The sequence below is a fragment of the Halomonas sp. PR-M31 genome (genome assembly GCF_001039575.1).
In the GTDB taxonomy this organism is placed as follows: domain Bacteria; phylum Pseudomonadota; class Gammaproteobacteria; order Pseudomonadales; family Halomonadaceae; genus Modicisalibacter.
Genome location: NZ_JIBT01000030.1, coordinates 40,453 through 64,056, shown reverse-complemented (window position 1 = coordinate 64,056; position 23,604 = coordinate 40,453). Strand labels below are relative to the sequence as shown.

20 protein-coding genes and 2 pseudogenes are annotated in these 23,604 nt (G+C 57.4%); 8 read left to right on the top strand and 14 right to left on the bottom strand.

The features are described from left to right. The first annotated feature begins 5 nt into the window (after window positions 1-5). Window positions 6-1,265 (top strand): serine hydrolase, encoded by a 1,260-nt coding sequence (locus CH74_RS09160; protein WP_082140356.1) that lies wholly within the window; start codon window positions 6-8, stop codon window positions 1,263-1,265. Window positions 1,266-1,339: 74 nt separating this feature from the next. Further along, complete coding sequence (locus CH74_RS09155) at window positions 1,340-2,059, top strand: GntR family transcriptional regulator (protein WP_172656322.1); 720 nt, start codon at window positions 1,340-1,342, stop codon at window positions 2,057-2,059. Window positions 2,060-2,109: 50 nt separating this feature from the next. On the opposite strand, the gene pyk is transcribed toward CH74_RS09155, so the two are convergent. From pyk to puuE, 8 genes and pseudogenes are all read right to left on the bottom strand, one after another. Then, complete coding sequence (pyk, locus tag CH74_RS09150) at window positions 2,110-3,564, bottom strand: pyruvate kinase (RefSeq protein WP_048307154.1); 1,455 nt, start codon at window positions 3,562-3,564, stop codon at window positions 2,110-2,112. Further along, entirely contained in the window at window positions 3,561-4,862 is a 1,302-nt protein-coding gene (locus CH74_RS09145; protein WP_048307153.1) for a glycerate kinase, read from the bottom strand. The genes pyk and CH74_RS09145 overlap by 4 nt, the downstream gene beginning before the upstream one ends. A gap of 138 nt (window positions 4,863-5,000) precedes the next feature. Continuing rightward, window positions 5,001-5,888, bottom strand: coding sequence for a 2-hydroxy-3-oxopropionate reductase (locus CH74_RS09140; RefSeq protein WP_048307152.1), 888 nt, complete (start codon window positions 5,886-5,888; stop codon window positions 5,001-5,003). 34 nt (window positions 5,889-5,922) lie between these two features. Then, window positions 5,923-6,699, bottom strand: a complete 777-nt coding sequence (hyi, locus tag CH74_RS09135) for a hydroxypyruvate isomerase (protein WP_048307151.1) — start codon at window positions 6,697-6,699, stop codon at window positions 5,923-5,925. 108 nt (window positions 6,700-6,807) lie between these two features. Next, on the bottom strand, window positions 6,808-8,595 hold the full coding sequence (gene gcl, locus CH74_RS09130) for a glyoxylate carboligase (RefSeq protein WP_048307150.1): 1,788 nt from the start codon (window positions 8,593-8,595) through the stop codon (window positions 6,808-6,810). Between the two features lie 284 nt (window positions 8,596-8,879). After that, window positions 8,880-9,724 (bottom strand): annotated as a pseudogene (locus tag CH74_RS09125) (bifunctional allantoicase/(S)-ureidoglycine aminohydrolase). Between the two features lie 196 nt (window positions 9,725-9,920). After that, window positions 9,921-10,412 carry an ureidoglycolate lyase gene (locus CH74_RS09120; protein WP_048307149.1) on the bottom strand — a complete coding sequence of 164 codons (492 nt, stop codon included), beginning with the start codon at window positions 10,410-10,412 and terminating at the stop codon, window positions 9,921-9,923. Between the two features lie 14 nt (window positions 10,413-10,426). Next, window positions 10,427-11,365, bottom strand: coding sequence for an allantoinase PuuE (gene puuE, locus CH74_RS09115; RefSeq protein ID WP_048307148.1), 939 nt, complete (start codon window positions 11,363-11,365; stop codon window positions 10,427-10,429). Between the two features lie 221 nt (window positions 11,366-11,586). Here puuE and CH74_RS09110 point away from each other — a divergent pair, with 221 nt between their 5' ends. The 3 genes from CH74_RS09110 (at window position 11,587) to CH74_RS09100 (ending at window position 14,457) form a co-directional block, all read left to right on the top strand. Continuing rightward, window positions 11,587-12,330 (top strand): aspartate/glutamate racemase family protein, encoded by a 744-nt coding sequence (locus CH74_RS09110; protein ID WP_048307147.1) that lies wholly within the window; start codon window positions 11,587-11,589, stop codon window positions 12,328-12,330. A 73-nt stretch (window positions 12,331-12,403) separates the two neighbouring features. After that, a complete protein-coding gene (locus tag CH74_RS09105; RefSeq protein WP_082140355.1) occupies window positions 12,404-13,768 on the top strand; it encodes an NCS1 family transporter in 1,365 nt (454 codons plus the stop codon). After that, window positions 13,765-14,457 (top strand): aspartate/glutamate racemase family protein, encoded by a 693-nt coding sequence (locus CH74_RS09100; protein WP_048307145.1) that lies wholly within the window; start codon window positions 13,765-13,767, stop codon window positions 14,455-14,457. The genes CH74_RS09105 and CH74_RS09100 overlap by 4 nt, the downstream gene beginning before the upstream one ends. A 407-nt stretch (window positions 14,458-14,864) precedes the next feature. Here CH74_RS09100 and CH74_RS19520 read toward each other — a convergent pair. The 4 genes and pseudogenes from CH74_RS19520 to uraH all read right to left on the bottom strand — a co-directional run bounded on the left by CH74_RS19520 (window position 14,865) and on the right by uraH (window position 18,739). Continuing rightward, a pseudogene (locus CH74_RS19520) lies at window positions 14,865-15,710 on the bottom strand (DUF6216 family protein). Window positions 15,711-16,189: 479 nt separating this feature from the next. Then, window positions 16,190-16,942, bottom strand: coding sequence for a GntR family transcriptional regulator (locus tag CH74_RS09090; RefSeq protein ID WP_048307143.1), 753 nt, complete (start codon window positions 16,940-16,942; stop codon window positions 16,190-16,192). A 91-nt stretch (window positions 16,943-17,033) separates the two neighbouring features. Next, window positions 17,034-18,311, bottom strand: a complete 1,278-nt coding sequence (locus CH74_RS09085) for a urate hydroxylase PuuD (RefSeq protein ID WP_048307142.1) — start codon at window positions 18,309-18,311, stop codon at window positions 17,034-17,036. A 74-nt stretch (window positions 18,312-18,385) separates the two neighbouring features. Beyond that, on the bottom strand, window positions 18,386-18,739 hold the full coding sequence (gene uraH / locus CH74_RS09080) for a hydroxyisourate hydrolase (RefSeq protein WP_048307141.1): 354 nt from the start codon (window positions 18,737-18,739) through the stop codon (window positions 18,386-18,388). Window positions 18,740-18,945: 206 nt separating this feature from the next. Between uraH and uraD the strand changes: the two genes are divergently transcribed. Further along, window positions 18,946-19,473 carry a 2-oxo-4-hydroxy-4-carboxy-5-ureidoimidazoline decarboxylase gene (gene uraD / locus CH74_RS09075; RefSeq protein WP_048307140.1) on the top strand — a complete coding sequence of 176 codons (528 nt, stop codon included), beginning with the start codon at window positions 18,946-18,948 and terminating at the stop codon, window positions 19,471-19,473. A gap of 118 nt (window positions 19,474-19,591) precedes the next feature. Then, window positions 19,592-20,437 (top strand): IclR family transcriptional regulator C-terminal domain-containing protein, encoded by an 846-nt coding sequence (locus CH74_RS09070; RefSeq protein ID WP_048307139.1) that lies wholly within the window; start codon window positions 19,592-19,594, stop codon window positions 20,435-20,437. Window positions 20,438-20,468: 31 nt separating this feature from the next. On the opposite strand, the gene CH74_RS09065 is transcribed toward CH74_RS09070, so the two are convergent. Beyond that, window positions 20,469-20,798, bottom strand: coding sequence for a hypothetical protein (locus tag CH74_RS09065; RefSeq protein ID WP_156181449.1), 330 nt, complete (start codon window positions 20,796-20,798; stop codon window positions 20,469-20,471). Between the two features lie 188 nt (window positions 20,799-20,986). Then, entirely contained in the window at window positions 20,987-22,288 is a 1,302-nt protein-coding gene (locus tag CH74_RS09060; RefSeq protein ID WP_048307137.1) for a dihydroorotase, read from the bottom strand. 525 nt (window positions 22,289-22,813) lie between these two features. Here CH74_RS09060 and CH74_RS09050 point away from each other — a divergent pair. Beyond that, complete coding sequence (locus tag CH74_RS09050; RefSeq protein ID WP_048307135.1) at window positions 22,814-23,584, top strand: 3-hydroxybutyrate dehydrogenase; 771 nt, start codon at window positions 22,814-22,816, stop codon at window positions 23,582-23,584. Window positions 23,585-23,604 lie beyond the last annotated feature (20 nt).

Genomic DNA, 23,604 nt, shown 5'->3' with positions numbered 1-23,604 from the left:
TTCCCATGAAAAGTATCGTAGCGTTAGCAAGGCGTTCCACAACAGATGCTGCCCATCACCCGGCGGGCGGACTTTCTCGCTTCATCAAACCGTTGCTGCTGACCGGGCTGTTGGCACTTCCCAGTATTAGTGCCTTGGCCGAGGAACAAGCACAAAAGAAGGAGGCAGCCGATCTACCCACGGCCACCCCGGAAAGTCAGGGGGTCGATTCGAGACCCTTGATACAACTATCCCAATGGCTGCGCGAGGAAAACTACGATGTCCGCAGCCTGCTGGTGGTCAAGGACGGCCAACTGATCTTTGAGCGCTACACAAACGAGCTGACGCGAGATTACAACTACGAGCTCTATTCCGTCACCAAGACAATCGTGTCTCTTTTGGCCGGCATGCTGGTCGAGGAAGGGCGCATCAGCCTCGATGACGATATCGCCTCGATCATCGCCGAGTACCGAACGGATCTCGCTCAGCAAGTGGCCGACAAGGACAAGATACAGCTGCGCCACGTTCTGTCGATGTCTTCGGGTCTGGCCTACGATTTCGATCCCGAGGACGATCCGATCTACTACGGCTCACCGGATCGCTTGAAGCTGGTCGCCGGCACGGATACCCGCTTCTCCCCCGGTAGCGAATTCGAGTACACCGACGTCAATCCGATTTTTGCGTCCGCCGTGCTCAGCGCGGCGGCGGGCATGCCGATCGAGCAATACGCCAAGGAAAAGCTGCTCGAGCCGCTGAACATGCAGAACTATGCCTGGACGCGGGCCGACGATCAGGGCCTGGTCTCGGCGGGCTGGGGGCTGCGTCTGCGTCCTGTCGATATGGCCAAGCTGGGCATGCTGATCATCGATAAAGGCCAGTGGCAAGGCCGGCAACTCGTGCCCGCTGCCTGGATCGACAAGATGAGCACACCTCAGGCAGCGCGTGACTTCGGCTATTACCTATGGATCAACCACATCGTGGACACCGAGCCCAGCCTGACCATGATGGGCTTCAAGGGACAGTTCATCACCATGCTACCCAAACGCGATACGGTCGTGGTCGTGACCAGCATGCTGCCTATCGAAGGTGGTCTGCGGCATGCCAAGAACGTGCGCATCTTTCGCGATATCGTCAATGACTATATCCTGCCGGCGACGGACGCCAATGCCGAAACGCAGCCCTCCGAAAAAGCGCAAGAAGCGCTGCGTCAGGAACTGGACGCCAGCGCCTCCAGTCGCGGTGAGCCGAGAGTGTTCGTCGATCCAACCGATCAGCCTAGACGCTAGGCTTGATTCGCGGTCGCTATCCGAGCCAAGAAGGGAGTTCAACCGATGAGCACAAAGTGCCTAAGAGTGCTCACATGATGGCCGACGATCCGTCATACACAGCGCAGGGCGGGCAAGCCGGAGCGCCCTCCGGCGCCTCGTCACGCCAGCGCATCCGAACCACATCCCTGGCGGAACAGGCTCATCAAGCCCTGCATCTCATGATCGTGCGGGGCGAACTCAAGCCTAACGAGCGCCTAGCGGAACCGGAACTCTGCGAATTGCTGGACATCTCGCGCACGCCGCTGCGTGAGGCCATAAAGCAATTGGCCGCTGAAGGGCTGGTGATCCTTCGACGCCATAGAAACGCCGTGGTCGCCCCGATAGACGCACAGGAACTGGAATATCTGTTCGAAGTGGAGGCCGGCCTCGAGAGCATGGCCATCGGCCTGGCAGCGCAGCGCATGACCAATACCGAGATCAACCGCCTCGAGGTCATGCAGGAAAGACTTGAGCGACTCGTCGACAAAGGCGATCTGAATCGTTACTTCGAGTTGAATCAGCGCATCCATTCACTGCTGGTGGCCGGAGCCAAAAATCCGGTCCTTACTGAAACCCATCAGCGGCTTTTGGGTCGTCTGGAAAGAGCGCGCTATCTGGCGCTGGGCAAGTTCGGGCGCTGGCATGAGTCGGCCAGTGAGCACCGCGGCATTCTCGAGGCACTCAAAGCCCGGGACACTGCACGTGCCCGGCAATTGCTTGTTGAGCACGTACAGCATACCGGTAAGGTGATCGCCGCAATTTGCGACGCTTAAGGAAAATAAGCGTTCATCCTCTTCGTTAAACCTATGGCTTGATTACCTCATTAGGCCTGCAGGATCTTCATGGTATTGGTGCCACCGTGGGCATTCATGTGATCGCCCCGGGTCAGAATCACTTCGTCGCCCTGGCTGACCAGCCCATGCTTTTCGAGCAGTTCCAGCGCTCGAGCGTCCAGTTCGTCCGCGGCCATGTCGCTGGTATCGAAGGGCAGCGACACCACGCCGCGGTACAAGGCCATGCGCCGCTGAGCGATGGGATTGTGGGCCAAGCCGACGATGGGCAGCCCGGAGCGAATGCGCGAGGCGATCAGCGGGGTGTAACCACTGGAGGTCATGCTGGCGATGGCAGCGACCCCGGTCAGGTGGTTGGCGGCATACATGGCCGATAGCGCCACGGTTTCGTCGATGCGGGAGAAGCCTTCATGAATGCGATGACCGGACTCCTGGGCGGCACGCTCGCGCTCCGCGCCCAGGCACAGGCGCTTCATGGCCTCGATGGTTTCCACGGGATAGTCGCCGGCAGCGGTTTCGGCGGACAGCATCACCGCGTCGGTGCCATCGAGCACCGCGTTTGCGACATCGAACACCTCCGCCCGGGTCGGCAACGGCGAGGTGATCATCGACTCCATCATCTGGGTGGCGGTGATGACCGCCCGGTTGAGGGTCCTGGCACGCTGGATGATGCGCTTCTGTATACCGATCAGTTGGGCGTCGCCAATCTCTACGCCAAGGTCGCCCCGGGCCACCATCACCGCCTCGGAGGCGCGGATGATGTCGTCCAGGGTCTGCTCGTCGCCTACCGCTTCGGCCCGCTCGATCTTGGCCACCAGGCCGATATCCTTGCCGTCTTCACCGAGCAGTTCCCGGGCCAGCTGCATGTCCGCCGCATTGCGCGGGAAGGAGACCGCCAGATAGTCGACGCCAATGTCGATGGCGGTCTTGAGATCCTCCCGATCCTTGTCGGTCAGCGCCGCCGCCGAAAGCCCGCCGCCCTGCTTGTTGATGCCCTTGTTGTTGGAAAGCTTGCCGCCGACTCGCACGGTGGTATGCACTCGGGGATGCTCGACCTTGTCGACCACCAGTTCCAGACGACCGTCATCGAGCAGCAATACATCGCCAGCAGAGACATCCTCCGCCAGGGTCTTGTAATCGCAGCCTACCTGCTCCGCGTTGCCGGCGTCCCGCTCCAGAGACATGTCGATGATGAACGACTGGCCTTCTTCTAGCTCCACCGGGCTGTTGGCGAAACGCGCGATACGAATCTTCGGGCCTTGCAGATCGCCCAGGGCGGCCACGGTACGGCCATGGCGCTCCGCCGCTTCACGTACCGCCAGCAGGCGTTTGCGATGATCCTCGGGGCTGCCGTGGGAGAAGTTGAGCCGCACCACGTCGACGCCGCCTTTGATCAGAGCGTCGAGCACACCGTCGCGGTCGCTGGCAGGACCCAGGGTCGCGACGATCTTGGTGCGGCGGATAGGAGCGTGCGGCATCGGATTCATGAGTTCCTCGGTAGCACCAGAATGGCGCGAAAATCGTTGACGTTGGTACGGGTGGGGCCGGTCACTATCAGCTCATCGAGCGCCTCAAAAAAGCTGTAGGCATCGTTGCGTGCCAAGTAATCCCCCGCCGTGAGCTGTCTTTCCTGGGCGCGTTGCCAGGTATCAGGACCGATCAGCGCTCCGGCGTTGTCTTCGGACCCGTCGATGCCGTCGGTATCGATGGCAAGCGCGTAAATATCCTCGGCCCCAGCCAGCGCCTCATAGAGGCCCAGCAAATATTCGACGTTGCGGCCGCCTCGGCCGTCGCCGCGTACGGTAACACTGGTCTCGCCGCCGGAGAGAATCAAGAGTGGTTGCGTGGTCTCTTTCTGTGCCTTGAGCGCCATCGTCGCATGATCGCGGCCTAGCTCTCGAGCCTCGCCTTCCAGGTCGTCGCCCAGCAGGCGTACCTCGACCCCGGCCTCTTCGGCCTGCTTTTGTGCCGCCTGCAGTGCATCCGCCGCCTTGGCCAGCACTACATGCTCATCGCGATTGAAATCCGGATCGTCCCGATGAGGTGCGCTGTGATTACCGGACAGATGCTCACGCACGCCATTCGCGATTTCGATACCCCGCGCCTCGAGGATCGCCAGCGCATCCGCGGGGGTGGAATCATCCGGCAAGGTCGGGCCTGAAGCGATCAAGGTGGGATCGTCACCGGGCACATCGGAGATCAGATAGGTCACCACCCGGGCCGGGTGGGCGGCAGCGGCCAGACGACCGCCCTTGATCGCCGAGAGATGGCGGCGCACGGTATTGATTTCGCGAATCGTCGCGCCGCTGCGCAAAAGCGCTTTGGAAAGCGTCTGCTTGTGTTCAAGGGTCAAGCCCGGGGCCGGCAATGTCATCAGCGCCGAACCGCCTCCGGAGATCAACGAGATGACCAGATCGTCCTCGGTAAGCTCGCTAACCGCCTCCAGCATGCGCTTGGCCGCCTGTTCGCCAAGGGTATCTGGCATAGGGTGCGAGGCTTCAAGCACTTCGATACGCTGACAGGTCTCCCCATGATTGTAGCGGGTCACCACCAGACCCGAGAGTTCGGCCTCGGGTGTTCTGGTCTGCCAGGCCTCCTCCAGAGCCTTGGCCATGGCGGCGGCAGCCTTGCCGGCCCCTATCACGACGGTACACCCCTTGGGCGGTTCCGGCAGCTGGTCCGGCAGAAGATTGGCGGGATGTACGGCGGCGATCGCGGAGTAGCCAAGACGCGTCAACCAGTCCCGCGCCGCGTCACGATCGTCAAGAGAAACATTGGTGCTCATGGCGCCACCTCTTTTTGATCTACAAGTAGCCTACAAAAAACCGGCGGACGCGCAATAGCGGCCGCCGGCGTTTATGGCACGAAGGTGCCAGGACCATCTGGCCCCCGATCGCCGCGAGCGCAGCGGATCGTCTGCCGGTTACTTGCCGACCTCATGATCCGCCAGCTTCTCCAGCGAGCGTAAGATACCGGAATGATCCCACTCGGCGCCGCCGTTGGCTACGCAGGCCTGCAGCAACTGCTGGGCGTTGGCGGTACCGGGCAGCGCCAGATCCAGGGTGCGTGCGCCTTCCAGAGCCAGGTTCAGATCCTTCTGGTGCAGCTTGACCTTGAAGCCTGGCTCAAAGTTGCGGCTTATCATGCGCTCGCCGTGCACATCGAGAATCTTCGACTGGGCCAGGCCGCCGAGCAGAGATTCGCGTACCTTGTTGACGTCGGCGCCGGCCTTGGAAGCGAACAGCAGGCCTTCGGCGACGGCTTCGATGGTCAGGGCCACGACGATCTGGTTGGCGACCTTGCAGGTCTGGCCCGCGCCGTTTTCACCGATCAATGTGATGGTCTTGCCCATCACTTCGAGAATCGGCTTGGCACGCTCGAAGGCGTCCTGACTGGCGCCGACCATGATGGTGAGCGCTGCATTGATGGCGCCACCTTCACCGCCGGAAACCGGGGCGTCGACGTAGTCACCGCCGGCATCCTTGATGCGCTTGGCGAATTCCTGGGTGGGGATCGGCGCGATGGAGCTCATGTCGATGACCAGCGCGCCCTTCTGCAAGCCATGGATGACGCCATCCTCGGCGAACAGCACATGCTCCACGTCCGGGGTATCCGGCACCATGGTGATGATGATCTCGGACTGCTCGGCGACCGCCTTGGGATCGTCGAGTTCCTTCATGCCCTTGTCCGCCAGTTCGCTGGCCAGGGGCTTGTCGCGCTTGACGGTCACCAGCTCATGGCCGGCGTCCAGAAGATGCCCTGCCATGGGGCGGCCCATGATACCCAGGCCAATGAATCCGATCTTGCTCATGTCATTCTCCTACTCGATTAGTGTGTCACGGAACTCAGCGGATGCCGTCGAGCCAACCCAACCCTTCCTTGGTACCGGCAGCAGGCTTGTACTCGCAGCCGATCCAGCCCGCGTAACCAAGGCGATCGAGATGCTCGAACAGGAACGGGTAGTTGATCTCACCGGTACCGGGCTCATGGCGCCCGGGGTTGTCCGCCAGCTGCACGTGGGCAATACGATCAAAGTGCTTCTCGATGGTCGGGGCGAGATCGCCTTCCATGATCTGCATGTGATAGATGTCGTACTGCAGCTTCAGATTGTTCGAGCCTACCTCGTCGAACAGCGCCAGGGCCTGCTCGGTACGGTTGAGGAAGAAGCCCGGAATGTCCCGGGTGTTGATCGGCTCGGCGATCAGCAGGATGCCCGCCTGCTCGAGCTTGTCCGCGGCGAAGCGTAGATTGTCCGCCAGGGTCTTGTGGGCATCCGCGTCGCTGACGCTCTCGGGCTTGATGCCAGCCAGGCAGTTGACCTGCTTGCAGTCCAGCGCCTTGGCGTACTCGATGGCCTTATCGACACCGCTACGAAACTCCTCGACCCGGCTCGGATCGCAGGCGATACCACGATCGCCGCCGCCCCAATCCCCCGCGGGCAGATTGAACAGCACCTGGGTCAGGCCATTGTCGTCAAGACGCTTTTTGACCTCATCCGTCGTGTAATCATAGGGAAAGAGATACTCGACGCCCTTGAATCCCGTCTTGGCGGCGGCATCGAAACGATCGAGAAACTCTTCCTCGGTGAACAGCATGCTGAGGTTGGCAGCAAACTTGGGCATTTTGTCCTCCTTTACGTGAATGGCGCTTTATTTGAATGGCGCTTTACGTGAATAACGTCATGCGTGACAGGCCCCGCCATCGGCCATGGCCGACAGCGGGGCAAAGGATCAGGTCAGCGAGGCAATGGAGCTTGGCGCATCCGCCGCATTCTCGGCCAGCTCTTCGAACTCGTTGATACCGCCAAGGTCGGTGCCCATGGAGATGTTGGTCACCCGCTCGAGAATGATCTCCACCACCACCGGCACCTGATGCTCCTTGATCAGCTCTTGAGCCTGTTCGAAGGCAGCGGCGATCTCGCTAGGGTCGGTCACCCGCAGCGCCTTGCAGCCCAGCCCTTCCACGACGGAGACATGATCGACGCCGTATTCCGCCAGATCCGCCTGCTCGTCAGTGTAGTTGATGTTCTTGAAGGATAGCTGGACACAGTAATCCATGTCGAAGCCGCGCTGGGCCTGGCGAATCAGTCCCAGATAGGAGTTGTTCACCAGCACGTGGATGTAGGGCAGCTTGAACTGGGCGCCAACCGCCAGCTCCTCGATCATGAACTGGAAGTCGTAGTCGCCGGACAGGGCCACCACGTTGGCATCCGGGTCCGCCCGGCGCACGCCGATGGCGGCAGGGATGGTCCAGCCCAGGGGGCCTGCCTGACCGCAGTTGATCCAGTGACGCGGCTTGTAGACGTGCAGGAACTGAGCGCCGGCAATCTGAGATAGCCCAATGGTGCTGATGTATCGCGTGTTCTTGCCGAAAGCCTTGTTCATCTCTTCATAGACGCGCTGCGGCTTGATCGGAATGTTGTCGAAGTGGGTCTTGCGCAGCAGGGTGCGCTTGCGCTCCTGGCACTCCTCGGCCCAACTCGAGCGATCCTTCAACTTGCCCGCGTCCTTCCACTCTTTGGCAATCTCGACGAACAGCTCGAGCGCCGCCTTGGCGTCGGAGACGATACCGTAGTCCGGTCCGAAGATGCGACCGATCTGGAAGGGCTCGATATCCACGTGGACGAACTTGCGGCCCTTGGTGTAGGTCGAGACGTCACCGGTGTGACGATTGGCCCAGCGGTTGCCGATGCCCATCACGAAATCAGATGCCAGCAGCGTGGCGTTGCCATAGCGATGGGAGGTCTGCAGACCCACCATACCCGCCATCAGCTTGTGATCGTCTGGAATGCTGCCCCAACCCATCAGGGTCGGAATGACCGGCACGCCGGTAATCTCGGCAAACTCCGTCAACAAGTCGCTGGCATCCGCGTTGATAACGCCACCACCGGAGACAAGCAGGGGCTTATCAGACTCGTTGAGCATGGTCAGCGCTTTTTCGATCTGGGCACGAGAGGCGGACGGCTTGTAGGCGGGCAGCGGCTCGTAGGTATCCGGATCGAACTCGATCTCGCTCATCTGGACATCGATGGGTAGATCGAGCAGCACCGGACCCGGGCGGGAGGAGCGCATGATCTGAAACGCCTGCTGGAAGGCACGGGGTACCTGAGCTGGCTCGAGCACGGTGATCGACCACTTGGTAACCGGGCCGGCGATGGCCTGAATATCCACCGCCTGGAAGTCTTCCTTGTGCAGCTTGCCCCGGGGCGCCTGACCGGTAACGCACAAAATCGGAATGGAATCGCCGGTGGCGGAGTAAAGGCCGGTCACCATATCGGTGCCCGCCGGGCCGGAGGTGCCTAGACACACCCCGATATTGCCGGCCTTGGTACGGGTATAGCCTTCCGCCATGTGAGAGGCGCCCTCGACGTGGCGGGCGAGAACGTGATCGACACCACCGACTTTACGCATGGCAGCGTAAAACGGATTGATGGCGGCGCCGGGCACACCGAAAGTGACGTCGACACCTTCTTTCTTGAGGACGTGAATGGCGGCTTCTGCTGCGGTCATTTTGGCCATGACGGCTTCTCCTGGAGAGACATGGAAATTGTTCTTGCCTTCACGTTAGGCGCCGCCAAGCCATCTGTCAATATTTTATGGAATGTATTTCCACAAAATATTCAGAGAAGGTTGAAATCTTGCTGAGGATAAAACGTCAAATGCACGATTAAAATTATAAGCTCATGTTTTAAGACGTTATTTTCGGTGTTTTGATGAACATAAGCATGTTTGAATAACGCCCTATCAAAAAGCCGGCGAAGGTTCGCCGGCTGATATGAATGGAAAGGTCATCCATCGGAACTTTAGCGACCGCGGTAAGCAGAAGACGCATTGAGCTTGGGATGGCGATTGACATCTTTGTACAGCAGGTAGCGGAACGGGCCCGGTCCACCGGCGTAGCAGGCCTGGGGGCAGAAGGCGCGCAGCCACATGAAATCGCCGGCTTCCACCTCGACCCAATCCTGGTTCAGGTGATAGACCGCCTTGCCTTCGAGCACGTACAGGCCATGCTCCATGATGTGGGTTTCATCGAAGGGAATGACGCCGCCGGGCTGGAAGGTAACGATGGTCACGTGCATGTCGTGGCGCAGATCCATCGGATCGACGAAACGGGTGGTCGCCCAGGCGCCATTGGTGTCCGGCATCGCCGCCGGTTCGATATCCTGCTCATTGGTGACGAAGCCTCCGGCGGCTCGATGCCGTCGACGTACTCATAGGCCTTGCGAATCCAGTGAAAGCGTGCCGGCGCGTCGCCATCGTTACGCACCTGCCAATCGCTGGCGGGCGGAATGAAGGCGTAGCCGCCAGGATGCATGATGTATTTTTCACCCGCCAGCATCAGGGTCAGCTCGCCTTCCACTATGAAAAGTACCGCCTCGGCGCCGGCATCCGGCTCCGGCTTGTCGCTACCGCCGCCAGGCTGAACTTCCATGATGTATTGGGAGAACGTTTCGGCGAAACCGGACAGCGGACGTGCCAGCACCCATAGCCGGGTCTTGTCCCAGAAGGGCAGGAAACTGGTGACGATGTCCCGCATGACACCTTTTGGAATCACCGCATAGGCTTCGGTGAACACCGCACGATCTGCGGTCATTTGGGTCTGGGGTGGCAAGCCCCCCTTGGGGGCGTAGTAACTACGAGTGGTCATAGGGTGGCCTCTATTTAAAAAAGTGATGCCAAGTTTTTCTACCGCCTGGAGGCAGATGGGCTACCCGGGGGCAAGCCTTCGCGAGGGCGCTGTAAACCCGTCCCTGGGCGCTACTTTTGCCTTCCCTGGCAAAAGACCCTCGCTACGCCTTGCCCCCGCGCCCATCATCATAGGAGGTCTGGATAGATACTCTAAATCACTCGTCGAGAGTGATGCGCAGATCGATGGGATATTCGTCGCAGTTGTTGCCATCGCCGCCGCGATCCACCACCAGGAATTCACCTTCCCGCTCCAGCACGGACTGAATGGCGTGCCAGGTGCCGGCATGATAATTCACCCCCTGGCGACCATCGGTGACGAAGGCGCGCACCTGACCTGGGTCAATCTTTTCACCCCGGGGCGCCACCACGATGATGAAACGCTCCTCGTGCAGCGGCATGAAAGCCTGACTGCCTTGGGGGTGGCGCTCCAGAAAGCTGAGTTCCAACGGCGTCTTGATTGGCTGGCTGACGAAGATGCTGATCAGCGCCCGGGCGTTCTGGCCCAGGGTCTCGACGGTGGCCAGATCGTGATGACGCTGGGTCAACCCCGAGTTGATGGCAAAGGAATCCGAGGTACGCACGTCGATCACCTCGCCGAAGGGCATGAACGCCTTGGGCGTCAACGGCTCGGCCTTGAGTTCCAGCATGTTCGACTCTCCTCTTAGCTGGCGGTAGTAGGGTGATGCTTTGCCCAGTGTTGCGCGATGTCTATTCGACGGGTCACCCAGACCCGGTCGTGGGCCTCGATATGGTCGAGGAAGCGCTGCAACCCACGGAACCGCCCCGGTCGGCCGATCAAACGGCAGTGCAGCCCGATGGAGAGCATTTTCGGCGCTTCTTCCCCTTCGACATAAAGCACATCGAAGGCATCCCGCAGATAGGTGAAGAACTGCTCGCCGGTATTGAATCCCTGAGGCGAGGCGAAGCGCATGTCGTTGCTGTCCAGGGTATAGGGCACCACCAGGTGCGGCTGTGTCTCACCTTGGCTGTTCTTTTCCTTGGTCCAGAACGGCAGGTCGTCGCCATAGTAGTCACTATCGTAGAGGAACGAGCCTTCGTCGAGCACCAGGCGCCGGGTATTGGGGCTGTCGCGACCGGTGTACCAGCCCAGGGGTTTCTCGCCATAGAGCTTCTGGAAGATCTCGATGGCCTTTTGCATGTGCTCGCGCTCGATGTCTTCCGGTGTGTTCTGATAGTGAATCCAGCGATAGCCGTGGCAAGCGATCTCGTGGCCCAGCTCTTTGAAGGCCTGGGCAACGTCAGGGTTGCGCTCCAGCGCCATGGCCACGCCAAATACCGTCAGCGGCAGGCCACGACGCTCGAACTCCTTGAGAATGCGCCATACCCCGGCCCGGGAGCCGTACTCGTAGATCGACTCCATACTGAGGTGACGAGCCGGATAGGCCTCGGCGCCGATGATTTCGGAGAGAAACTGCTCAGAGCCGCTGTCCCCGTGCAGCACATTGTTCTCACCGCCCTCTTCATAGTTGAGGACGAACTGCACGGCGATCTTCGCCTGACCCGGCCAGTTGGCATGAGGGGGCTTGTTGCCATAGCCGATCAGGTCCCGGGGGTAATCAGCGTCTTGTGTCCGCATCATTGAATAGGCTCCTGTTTTCATAAAGTGTATACAATATTAAGCTAGACTGTCTCCACTTGTACTTCAAGCAATTCCTGACATCCTGCCTTCAATTCTTTCTTGCCATCGGCCTTAACGATAACTACCTTGTGTACAAAGATAGCGTCGTTTAAAGCGCGCTCAACCTGCTCTTTGCCTCGCAGCGAACCGCTGCGATCAGGTCACAGACAATCAGGAAAACCATGCATATTCGCGTCATCAATCCCAACACCACTGCCACGATGACTGCCACCATCGACGCGGCGGCCAAGCGCATCGCGTCAGCGGGCACCGACATAAGCTCCACGAACCCGGCCGGCGGGCCGGTCTCCATTGAAAGCCATTTCGATGAAGCCATCAGCGCCGTGGGCGTCGTGGAAGAAGTCATGAAGGGAGAGCAGGAAAAGGTCGATGCCTACATTATCGCCTGTTTTGGCGATCCGGGCCTGCTGGCTGCTCGGGAGCTGACTCGGGCACCGGTGATCGGCATTGCCGAAGCGGCCTTTCATATGGCCACCCTGATCAGCACGCGCTTTTCCATCGTCACTACCCTAGGGCGTACCGGCATCATCGCCGAGCATCTGCTGGACATGTATGGCTTCAGCCATCATTGCCGCCGGGTGCGGGCAGCGGAAATTCCGGTGCTCGACCTGGAAGACGACAGCGACGCGGCCCTGACCCGCATCATCGACGAGTGCAAACGCGCTCGGGACGAAGACAACATCGGCGCCATCGTGCTGGGCTGCGGGGGTATGGCGGATCTCACCGGCCAGATTAGCGATGCGGTCGGCCTGCCCGTCGTGGAAGGCGTGACCGCCGCGGTAAAGCTTGCCGAGGCGCTGGTCGGTCTGGGCCTGGGGACCAGCAAATGTGGCGATCTGGCTTTCCCACGGCCTAAGGCCTTTACCGGTCAGTTCGAGCATCTGAGCCAGCAGCGCTTCGACTAAGCGTCAAGTCGATAGTTAAAGCCAAGCATTGCAGGAAGTTTATAAAGACAATCAACACTGCGAGACGACAAACATGACGACCCCGGCCTCCTCTTCAGGAGCTCACTCCAGCGCAACGAATACAGCCGCGACCAAGGCGCCGGGACAGGAATCCCTGGCCCCTCAAACCACCCGCATCATGGGACGCTTCTCTTATCTGCTGGCCTGGTTCGGTGGCTGCGTGTCCATCGGCACCTTCGCCATGGGCTCGAGCGTCGTGGGTACGCTCAATCTGGTGCAGGCAACCCTGGCCATCGCTATTGGCTGTTTCGTCATTGGGGTGGCGCTGACCCTCAACGGCGCCGCGGGCTACAAGTACGGCATTCCCTTCATGGTCCAGGCCCGTAGCGCCTTCGGCTTCAGCGGCACCCGTTTCCCAGGGCTTGTGCGAGCGGTGCCAGCCATCGTCTGGTACGGCTTTCAAAGCTGGATCGGTGCCGGCGCCTTGAACGCGGTATCCGCCACCCTGTTCGGCTTCGACAACCTGATACTGTTCTTCATCGTCTTCCAGCTGCTGCAGATTGCCCTATCGGTGCTTGGCTTTCAGGGCATCAAGTGGCTGGAGAACATCGGCAGCGGCTTCATTCTGGTCTCCTTGACCTACATGTTCTACAGCACGGTGGATCGTTACGGCGCGGAGATCTCCGCCAATCTGGTCAATATCGAAGGCACCTGGGGCCTGCCCTTCTGGGGAGCGACCATGCTGTTTCTGGGCATCTACAGCACCATGATGCTCAACGTTAGCGACTACTCCCGGGAACTCAAGCACGGCGCCGGCCCGGGCTTTCTGACCACGCTATACTCCATGTCGATTCTGCCCTGCACCCTGTTCATGGGGCTGATCGGTTTCATGGTCTCCGAGGCCACCGGGGTCGCGGACCCGATCAAGGTGTTTTCCAACGCGGTGGACAACACGCCGCTGCTGATGACGACCCTGCTCTTCATCGCCTTCGCCCAGGTCACCACCAACGTGCTCAACAACGTGGTGCCACCGACCTATGTACTGATGGACGCCTTCAAGCTCAAATACCGTACCGCCACGGTCATCGTCGGCTTCCTGGCCTTCGCCACTTTTCCCTGGGAGCTGGTCAAAGACGAATCCGCCGCCGGCCTGCAGCTGTTCGTGCAGACCTACTCCGCCTTCCTCGGCCCGATCTTCGCGGTGCTGGTGGTGGATTACTATCTGATCCGCCGGCGCACCCTGGACGTAGACAAGCTTTACGACGTCAATGGGCCTTACCGGGGCGTCAACTACGGTGCCATCATCGCCTCACTAATAGGCGCTGCCGTGGCGCTAACCTTTTCCGCCGTCTCCTGGTACGCCAGCCTGATTCCTGCTGGGGTGATCTACTACCTGCTGATGCGTCACTGGTCCGCTTGCAAGCGTTTTCGTGAATGATGGCGTCAGATAGCGCCGAGATGCGCAAGAGTATCCTGCTCATCAATCCAAATTCCAACATCGACATCACCTGGACCATGGTCGAAATAGCCCAGCGTGAAGTTCAAGGCGTAGCGACGATAGTAGGCGAAAGCAACCAAAGCGCTCCGGCGCTTCTTACCACGCCTCAGGACATGAAAAACGCCGTCCCGGGTGTGGTGGCAATCGGCGTCGAGGCAGCCAAGGATGAGAGCGTCGCAGCCATCATCGTGTCCGCCTTCAGCGATCCCGGACTCGAAGAACTGCGAAAACAGGTTGATATCCCGGTCTTCGGTATCGGTGAAGAGGTATTTCACGAGGCGGCGCGAGGCAACAGGGCCTTTGGCATCGTGACCGTGACACCGGACAAGGAGCTAATCGAATCCTTCAGGCAAAAAGCCGCATCCCTGGGTTACGAGCCGCTGTATCGCGGAGTCAGGATCACCCCCGGCGATCCTGCCGAGTTGGTGGAAGCGCCGGAAAAACTCGATGCGGCGCTGGCAAACGCGGTTACATCATCCATTGAAGAGGATGGCGCACAGGCCGTAATCATGGGCGGTGGCCCGCTCGCCGCCTCGGCACTGCGGCTGCAACCACAGTTCGAGGCACCGCTGGTGGAGGCCGTCAATGCCGCGGCCAGAGCGGCGGTAAGGGCCATTCGAGATAAATAGACAAACCAACAAATAGTATGGAAAGTACTGCCAAAATACGACGTAATGAGAATTGCCTGGAACCGGCAGATGCTGCTGGTTTTCAGGCTGGCAGCGCCATTTAGAACTTAACGGTGTGGATAGATGTCGTACCTCACGAAAATAAAATAAGTGAGAAAATTTATAAAAGGCAAAGTCATGCGTAATCATTACAGCTTTTCCGACTTCGTAAAGAATGCGTACTTCAAAGAGATCAAAGCATAGGTTACGTTATGGCTGAACGAGGATGTCGCAACTTACTTAAAAATTTTGAAAAAATGTTCCTTATTAACTTTTACAAGAAATCACCTGCATGCCTTCGCGCAGCCTCATAAGGAAATAAAAATTAATGGCAGTGAGCCGTTTTCAAAAAAATTTTGTCGGATAATTCATCGTGACCGTTGACGCTTGTAACAATTATATTTATATAGTATATGGCGCCGTGCATTTTTTGCTCTTAACATTGCCATTAATTTGGAAATTGGAATCAACATTAAAAAAATGGCTCCCACTACTAGGAAATAGAAAAACTTTTTCTCTTTTATTATTTTATCAATTACTGAGAACTCTTTTTCATCAAAAAAAGAGTTACATATAACCTTAATTTGCTTTTCATCAAAATTTGTCTTAGTCATTAAATCTTCGTAATTATTATCTTGCCTACATTCTGTTTTTTTAATCACCCAATCATCACTACGAATTATTAAATTATGTACTCCTGTGCTATGAGCCTCTTCATGATTTAACCATAACCATTGATCACCTCCTTTAAACTTTACAAGCGCCGAACTAGAAACAGCAATTGATAAGAATGACAAAGATATAACATATAAAACAACAATAAAAAAGATAAAAATAGGTGGCTCTTGTGGTTTCACCTTAACCACTCTATGTTTCTCTATATCAATTCTTTTTTTTTAATTTGTCACCAACCGTACATCAATATCAAACTTTTCTACCCAAGCTTTAAAACTAACTATATCTATAATAGACTTAGCTCTTACATTAAAAAAAGCATTAAATCTTTCAATATCTTTTCGCTCTTTCCAGAACTGCTCTATGCCTTGATCGTAAAACTCTCCTCTCCCTATAACAAAAGCATACATTCTATTCAAAAACCCATAGGACGAACCAGCTCTTCTATGAAAATAAAAAGCCAACAGAGAAACCACTAACAACATCAAGAGGAATGCCACTAATGAGCTAGGAATAATCGAATAAAAAGATTCAAGCATACCAATTCCCCACAGTTTTTCTAACCCTATCAAAATAATATTTTCTATATTTTATAGCTATAGACTGTTATACAAACATACAAGCAAGCCTCTCCATCGAAAAGGCTTTGCATAACCTGACACGAAACAAATGCTAAAAGAGGCTAGGTCAGTTTCAGTACGTAAAGTCATAGCGAAAAACCAACCAATTGTATATTGGTATCCAACCTTACTTGCCAAACTTGATATGTGTACAAACAAAAATTTTCTTGCGTAACCTTCAGAAGATTGAAGATAAAGTGTTTCTTCTTAAAGAAAACTCAATGTCACCTCAGTTTAAGCCATGCCGAATGAAAATTTCACAAGGAAATTTAGTATACTGATAAAATGAACCGTTCTTTCCCGAACCAAGCCAACGGCATCAAGTTACAAGCACAACGCTATTGAAGCCCAAGCTAATCAACCGCTTACGCAACACTGTTCAAGCACCCCATGCCCAATCACGAAGAGAAGATATGATGCAGGTCCGGCGCTTCGTCTTCCTCTTCGACAATGGAAAGCGAGGCTTCGATGGCCTTGAGATGGCGTCCCATAAACGTCGCTGCACGTTCGCCTTTGCCTGCTTCGAGGACGTTGATCAGCTCATCGTGGTCATGGGACTCACACCCCAGATGACCCGAGGAGCCGTAGACCGCAAGTATCAACGAAGAGCGCGAACACAGGTGCCCAATGAACTCGGCGATCACCCTGTTGCCGGATAGTTGCGCCAAGCGGGTATGAAATTCCGCCGAAAATCTGATGGCGGCACTTTGTTCACCGCTCTTGAGCGCCTTACGTTCGCGAGCGGCGAGTTCACGCAGCTCACGCGCATCGTTGCTCGTGATGTTCCTGACGACGTCCTGCATGATGCCGCATTCCACCAGCTGCCGCGTGGCAAACACGTCCCGGGCATCTTCCGCGGTGGGACGAGTGACGCTGGCGCCGCGACGCGGAGTCAGTGTCACCAGATGCTCTAGGGCCAGACGCTGTAGAATCTTGCGGATACCCGTACGGCTCACACTGAACACCTCCGCCAGGGCATCCTCTCGCAGACGGGATCCAGGGCGCAGGCGATGTTCGATGATGGCATCGCTGATAGTTTGATAAATGACGTCGTGGCGCTCGGCGCCATCGCCATTCTTGCCCTTCCTGCGCTTGCTGGCGACCCCGGATCTGGCAGGTTTATGCTCTTGCAGCGCGTCCCGCTGGCTCATACCTTTTCCTCGTCAAACGACTCTGGACATCCATTGTATACGTTAATGGATGCCCAGAGTCGCTCGTCTTTTTGGCTATTGCATGGCAGCGTTAAAGTGGCTCTGGTTTCCAGGCCGCAATCGTTGCCCGCTCTTCATCGGTGATCTTGGTGATATTGCCCAGCGGCATATAACCGCTCGCCACTACCTGCTTGACCATCTGAGCCTGTATCGTCGTGTGACGTTCACTGTCCAGTAGAATACCCGCCGGTGCCGCCGCAAAACCCGCATGAGAAGGCTGCTTGGCGTGACACTGAACACAGCGTTCGTTCATGATGACCTGAATTCTTGCAATATCGATGGGTCCATCGGCGCCGGCAGTCGCCATTGCGTCATCACCTTGTGTCTCCGCGTTGGCATTCGCGGACGCAGTCGGCTGGCTGTCCGGGGCGGCAGACTGCATGTTCGGCGAGGCAACCCATACCGCCACCAGGATCAAGGCCGCGCCAGCCGCAGGATAGGCGAGACGAATATTACCCTGATGCATGAGCACGAAGAACTGGCGAATTAATGCACCGGCGAAGATGAACAGCGCCATGATGACCCAGGCATAGTCATGGGTGTACATGAACGAGTAGTGATTGCTGAGCATCAACAGCACGACCGGCAGGGTAAAATAGGTATTGTGAACCGAACGCTGCTTGCCGCGCTTGCCGTCGATGGGATTGGGGGTTTCACCGGCCTTCATGGCTTTGACCATGCGCCGCTGCCCAGGAATGATCCAGAAAAACACGTTGGCGGACATGGCGGTCGCCATCACCGCGCCGGTCAACAGGAAGGCGGCACGTCCAGCGAACAGGTGCACGCTGATGTAGGACACCACGACCATCATTACCGCCACGGCAATGCTCAATACGCCATCGCGTTCCATATTGGGACTGATACGCTTGCACAGCTCGTTGTAGATGACCCAACCCAACAGCAGGAATAGCACCGCTGCCACATTGGCTTGCCAGCCGGTCATGTTGGCGGCCCACTCCCAGCTGCTGGAAGGATTGACCAGATAGATGCTGGGGCTTGCCAGATACAGAAGTGCGAACAACGCAAAACCGGAAAGCCAGGTGGTATAGGCTTTCCAGAACGACCAATGCAGATCGTCCGGCAGCTTCGCCGGGGCAGTGGCATATTTTTGGTTGTGATAGAAACCGCCGCCGTGCACGGCCCACATCTCACCGAACACGCCTTTTTGCTTGTCTTCCGCCGCTCGAGGCGACTTCAGGCCATTATCCAGCATTACGAAGTAGATCGATTCGCCGATCCAGGCGATGGCGGCGATGACATGCAGCCAGCGCAACAGCATGTTGCCGAATTCCAGTAGATAGGCTTCCATGGTGAACTCTCTTCAACTGTGATTATTGTCGCTTGCCCAGGGGAGGGGCCGGTGCTATCTAGCGTTGGTACTAATCAGCTACCGCGATAGGTGGAGTAACTATAGGGCGATAGCAATAGCGGTACGTGGTAATGCTCGTCGGCATTGGCGACGCCGAAACGCAGCGGAATGCGATCGAGAAAGCGCGGCTTGTTTCCGGCAACCTGCTGACCATCCAGATAGTCCCCGGCATGAAACAGCAGCTCATACTCACCGGCAGTGAAATCCGCACCTTCCAGAATCGGCGCGTCGCAGCGACCATCGTCGTTAGTGATTACCTCGCCCAGCCGAGTGCGGTTCTCGCCTTCGATGCGAAATATCTCGATTTTCAAACCGTTGCCTGGGCGACCCAAGGCAGTGTCCAGCACGTGTGTTGTCAGGCGTCCCATATTATTGCGCTCCTAGGTAGCATTGGGCTAAGAATAAAGAAGTAGAGTAGGCTTTTTACTCGTTGAGTACCGTTTTAGCGCTAAAAGAAATACATTTCAAAGCTTTTTTGTATACACTTTTGTTCTATTTTGTCATACAACATTTATGTGACACCTTGTTCAGCACGACGTTCATCACAGCAGGCACTACAAATAGGAGCCATTTCATGACCACCCCCTACCTCTCCCCTCGCCCCAGCACCCTGGACCAGGACGCTTTCGTCAAGCAGTACGGCGACATCTATGAGCACTCTCCCTGGGTCGCTGAGCTGGCCTGGGACAAGGGATTTAGTGAAGAGCAGGACACGCCTCATGGCCTGGCTGACGCCATGGGCAAAGTTCTTACGAGTGCGTCTGCCGAACGCCAGCTGGAGGTGATTCGTGCTCACCCGGATCTGGCAGGCAAGGCAGCCAAAAGCGGTGAGCTGACCGATGACTCTACTCGGGAACAAGCGGGCGCGGGCCTCGATCAGTGTTCCCCGGAAGAGTTCGAACGCTTTCATCGTTATAACGAAGCCTATACGTCTCGCTTTGGTTTTCCCTTCGTGATGGCGGTCAAAGGCAGTGATCGTCACAAGATCCTGGCCGCGTTCGAAACGCGTCTCGAGCACTCTCAGGAAGAAGAGCGGCGTACCGCTATCGAACAGATCAACCAGATCGCGCGTTTTCGTTTGGAGGATCGCGCAACCCGTTAGTTTTCAATGACCGGGCGATCAAGAAAACATAATGGAAACCTTTTCCAAAGTGCCGGACAGCTGCTGCAGGAGTGTGTATGCTTGAGCGTCAAGAAAACTCGCGTTAAGGAGAGCGGGCATGACAGAAAGCAAACGCAAACCGGTTGGGCGCCCGGCCGGTGCTGCCAGCAAGAGCGGCGGCGGTCATAGCCAGTCGCTGGTCCGCGGTTTGACGATCCTTGAAGGGCTCGCCGCTACTCCTGCGGGGCTGGGCCTTTCTGACATCGCTCAAATAGTGGGGCTTGCGCCTTCCACGACGCATCGGTTGCTTCAAGCGTTGTACAAACAAGGCTTTATTACCCAGGATACCGATCTCGGCTTATGGAAGATCGGGGTCAAGACCTTTCAGATCGGCAATACCTTTCTTGAAGCCCGAGATTACGTCGCCACGGCGCGCCCTTTCCTGCGTCAATTGACCCAGGAGAGCGGCGAGACCGCCAACATGGGCATACGCGATGAGGGCATGGCGGTATTTCTCGCCCAGAGCGAATCGCCTCAGATGATGCGCATGATCACCCGTTTGGGTTCCCGGGCCCCGCTGCACGCCTCGGGTATCGGCAAGGCGTTGCTCGCCTGGCTGCCTGAACGGGAGATCGAACGCATTCTTCAGACCCGGGGCCTCAATCGCGTCACCGAGAACACGCTAGATACGCCTGCTCGCTTGCACAAGAGCCTGGCGGAAATTCGCCGTCAGGGCTATGCCTGTGACCGGCAGGAACATGCCATCGGGCTCAACTGCGTGGCGGCCTCGATTCATGACGAACATGGCGCGCCCTTGGCGGCCATTTCCGTTTCCGGGCCGGTGGCTCGCATACCGGAATCACGACTGGTGGAGCTTGGCGGGCTGGTGGGACGTGCCGCCCGAGAGATCACGCTACGAATCGGCGGTCGTATACCGCAGCTGGAAGAGGCCGTCCAAGCCTGACGTCATTCTGATAAACACAACAACATGCACGCTATTCAGGCAGGCCGGCAGCGTCTCGAGCAATCATGGCGCCGCTGGGACAGAGCTTACGACACGCCGTGGCATCCGCATCACTGCGCAAGGTCTGCCAGCAACGTCCATGTTTGGGACAGCACCTGCAGGTCTTGGCGAGTGCTGTCAGGCTTTCCGGTCGGGTGCCGTAATCTTCCAGTGCCAGTCCAAAGCGCTCGAGCATGGCAGGCAGCAGCGTTCTGGTAGCATCAAAGGTAGACAACTCACCTTGATCCAGAATGATTTCGACGGCGCGCTCGAAATTGGCATTCAATGGTGCTCTAAGATCACTGATCAGTTCGTTGAGCATCGCCGGTTCCAGTAATGCCATTTGATGGACGATGCCGGGTCCTTGTACATGCTCCGTGAAGCTCTTACGAGCATACGAGACAGACGTGTGGGATGAGTGCTGTCGAGTAGTCATCGATACCTCTCTTGTTGATGTTCGAAAGTATCAACGTCTTGGAGGGCGACTCATTGATTCGCGTCAACATAGTTTCAATTGTTAGCGTCGAAGCGCACTTTCCCTTCTGACAGCGTCAATGTGCACCGTCCGTTCAGCGACCGGTTCAATAGCGGCGTGTTGCGTCCCGCCGAGTGAAGTGTCGTATCATCCGGTGTCCAACGATAGGCCGGGTCGAAAACGGCAAGCTCGGCGGACTCGCCAGAGGCAAGCGTCCCAGGCGCCAGCCCCAGCACTCGGGCCGGGCCTGTCGTCAAACATCTGATCAGCGTGGCGGCATCGAAAACGCCTTCTTCAACCAGAGCCCATCCCATTGCCCAGAGAGTTTCCAGGGTGCTCATGCCCGGCTCCGAGGCGGCAAAAGGCGCCATCTTGGCGGCCTGCTCGTGTGGCAGGTGGCCGCTGACGATGGCATCGATCACACCTTGCTTCACGCCGTTCCGCAAGGCTTCGCGATCCGCCTGGGTACGCAGCGGCGGCTGCAGATGAAACAGCGTATCAAAGCCTTCCAATGCCGCATCGCTCCAGTGCAGATGGGCCATGGTGACATCGCAGGTGACGGGCAGGCCTTGCTGCTTGGCCTGCTCGATCAGCGTGACGCTGCGGGCACAGGAGAGATGAGCCGCATGGGCACGCACACCGGTCTGCTCGATCAGCAACAGCCACTGGGCCAGCGCCGTGGTTTCCGCAGTCGCCGGAATGCCGGGCAGGCCTAGACGGGAGGCTACGCTGCCTTCATGAGCACAGCCCCCCGCCGCCAGCGCTGCATCTTCCGGATGAAAGATCACCGGAATATCGAAAGTGGCGGCGTACTCGAGGCAACGGCGCAGTACCCGCGTATCCGCCAGCGGCCGGCGCAGATTGGTCAGGGCCACGCAGCCGGCACCCTTTAGGCCCGCCATGTTGGCGAGCAACTGGCCTTCCAGGCCTTGTGTCAACGCTCCCAAGGGAATCAGGCGCACCCCATCGATCTCGCTGGCCCGCTCCTTGAGCGTACGCACATGGGCGGCGCTATCGAGCACAGGGCTGGTGTCCGGGCGCGGCGCGATACGGGTATAGCCGCCGGCCAAGGCGGCAGCGGACTCGCTCTCGAGGCTGCCCTTGTAGCGCGGCCCCGGCTCACGCAAATGAGCGCCAATATCGATAAGCCCGGGGGTGATTACGCAGCCATTGACATCCCGATACGGCAGCGAGCCTTCTTCTGCATGATCGAGCGCAACGATGCGTCCTGCCTCGATCGCCAGATCAGCATAGGTATCAATTCGATTGAATGGATCGATCAGGCGGGCGCCAGTGAAAACGAAAGAGACAGGGGTAACGGAACGATCGGCACTCATGAGAACTCTCTGGCAGCGATGGCAAGTATTGTTCGGCTTCACGCTCGTAAAGCCAGCTCAGTATAACCTAGCCATTCTGACATGAGCCCATCGAGTCATCGCTCTCGGCAACTGAACCAATAGATCAAGCGACGATGAAAAATTTGCAAATTTCCTTTACGGATTGGATACAATTAGCTTCAGTTAGCATGCTACGTTGGTTGCAGGGGATGCATGAATGGTTCGCCATGAGTGGGCAACGCTCGGTAAACGTCGTACACCTGATCTACAAGCGTAACGCTATGAATCCCAAGCCAAGGAGTATCGGTTCTCGCGCGCTTGCATGTAGGATCATTGGCGGGAAGGATATACGGATATGAACAGGGAGATGCAACATCCCAACTGGCTGGCGCCGTCGACAACAAAAGAACGTGAGTGTTCGACCCCTATTAAGTTCGTCGACAGATGCAAGATCGCTATTGCGCACTATGCTGTTCCTGCAGACAGTGGTGCAAAGAGAGTACGACAACACAAGGAGCAGGCAGCATGAAATTGAATGGAAAGGTGGCAGTCATTACCGGTGGTGCCAGTGGCATCGGCTATGAGATCGCTCAGCGCTTCGTCGAGGCCGGTGGACGAGTGGCCATCGCCGACGTGAACATGGATAGCGCCAAGAAAGCAGCCAGTGAGCTTGGTGATCAGGCCATGGCCGTGGAAATGGACGTCACCGATGAGCAGTCCGTCAACGACGGCGTGGACAAGGTTGCCGAGAAGTGGGGCAGCATCGACATTCTACTGTCCAACGCTGGCATTCAAATCGTGCATCGGGTCGAGGATTTTCCTTTTGATGAGTGGAAGAAGCTGACCTCGATCCATCTGGACGGTGCCTTCTTGACCACAAAGGCCTGTATCAAGCACATGTACAAGCAGAATTCCGGCGTGCTGCTCTACATGGGCTCCGTGCACTCCAAGGAAGCCTCACCGCTCAAATCCGCCTATGTGACCGCTAAGCACGGCCTTCTGGGTCTGGCCCGGGTGATGGCGGTGGAAGGGGCTAAATATGGCGTGCGTTCCAACGTCATTTGCCCTGGATTCGTCGAGACTCCGCTGGTCAAGAAACAGATTCCCGAGCAGGCGGAAAACCTGGGCATCTCCGAACAGGAGGTGCGCGACAACGTTATGCTGGGCGGTACCGTGGACAAGGAGTTCACCCAAACCAGCGACATCGCGGAGCTGGCGCTGTTTCTCGCCGCCTTCCCCACCAACGCCCTGACCGGCCAATCCGTGGTGGCAAGCCACGGCTGGTACATGAACTGAGTCGTCTATCGCACGGATGT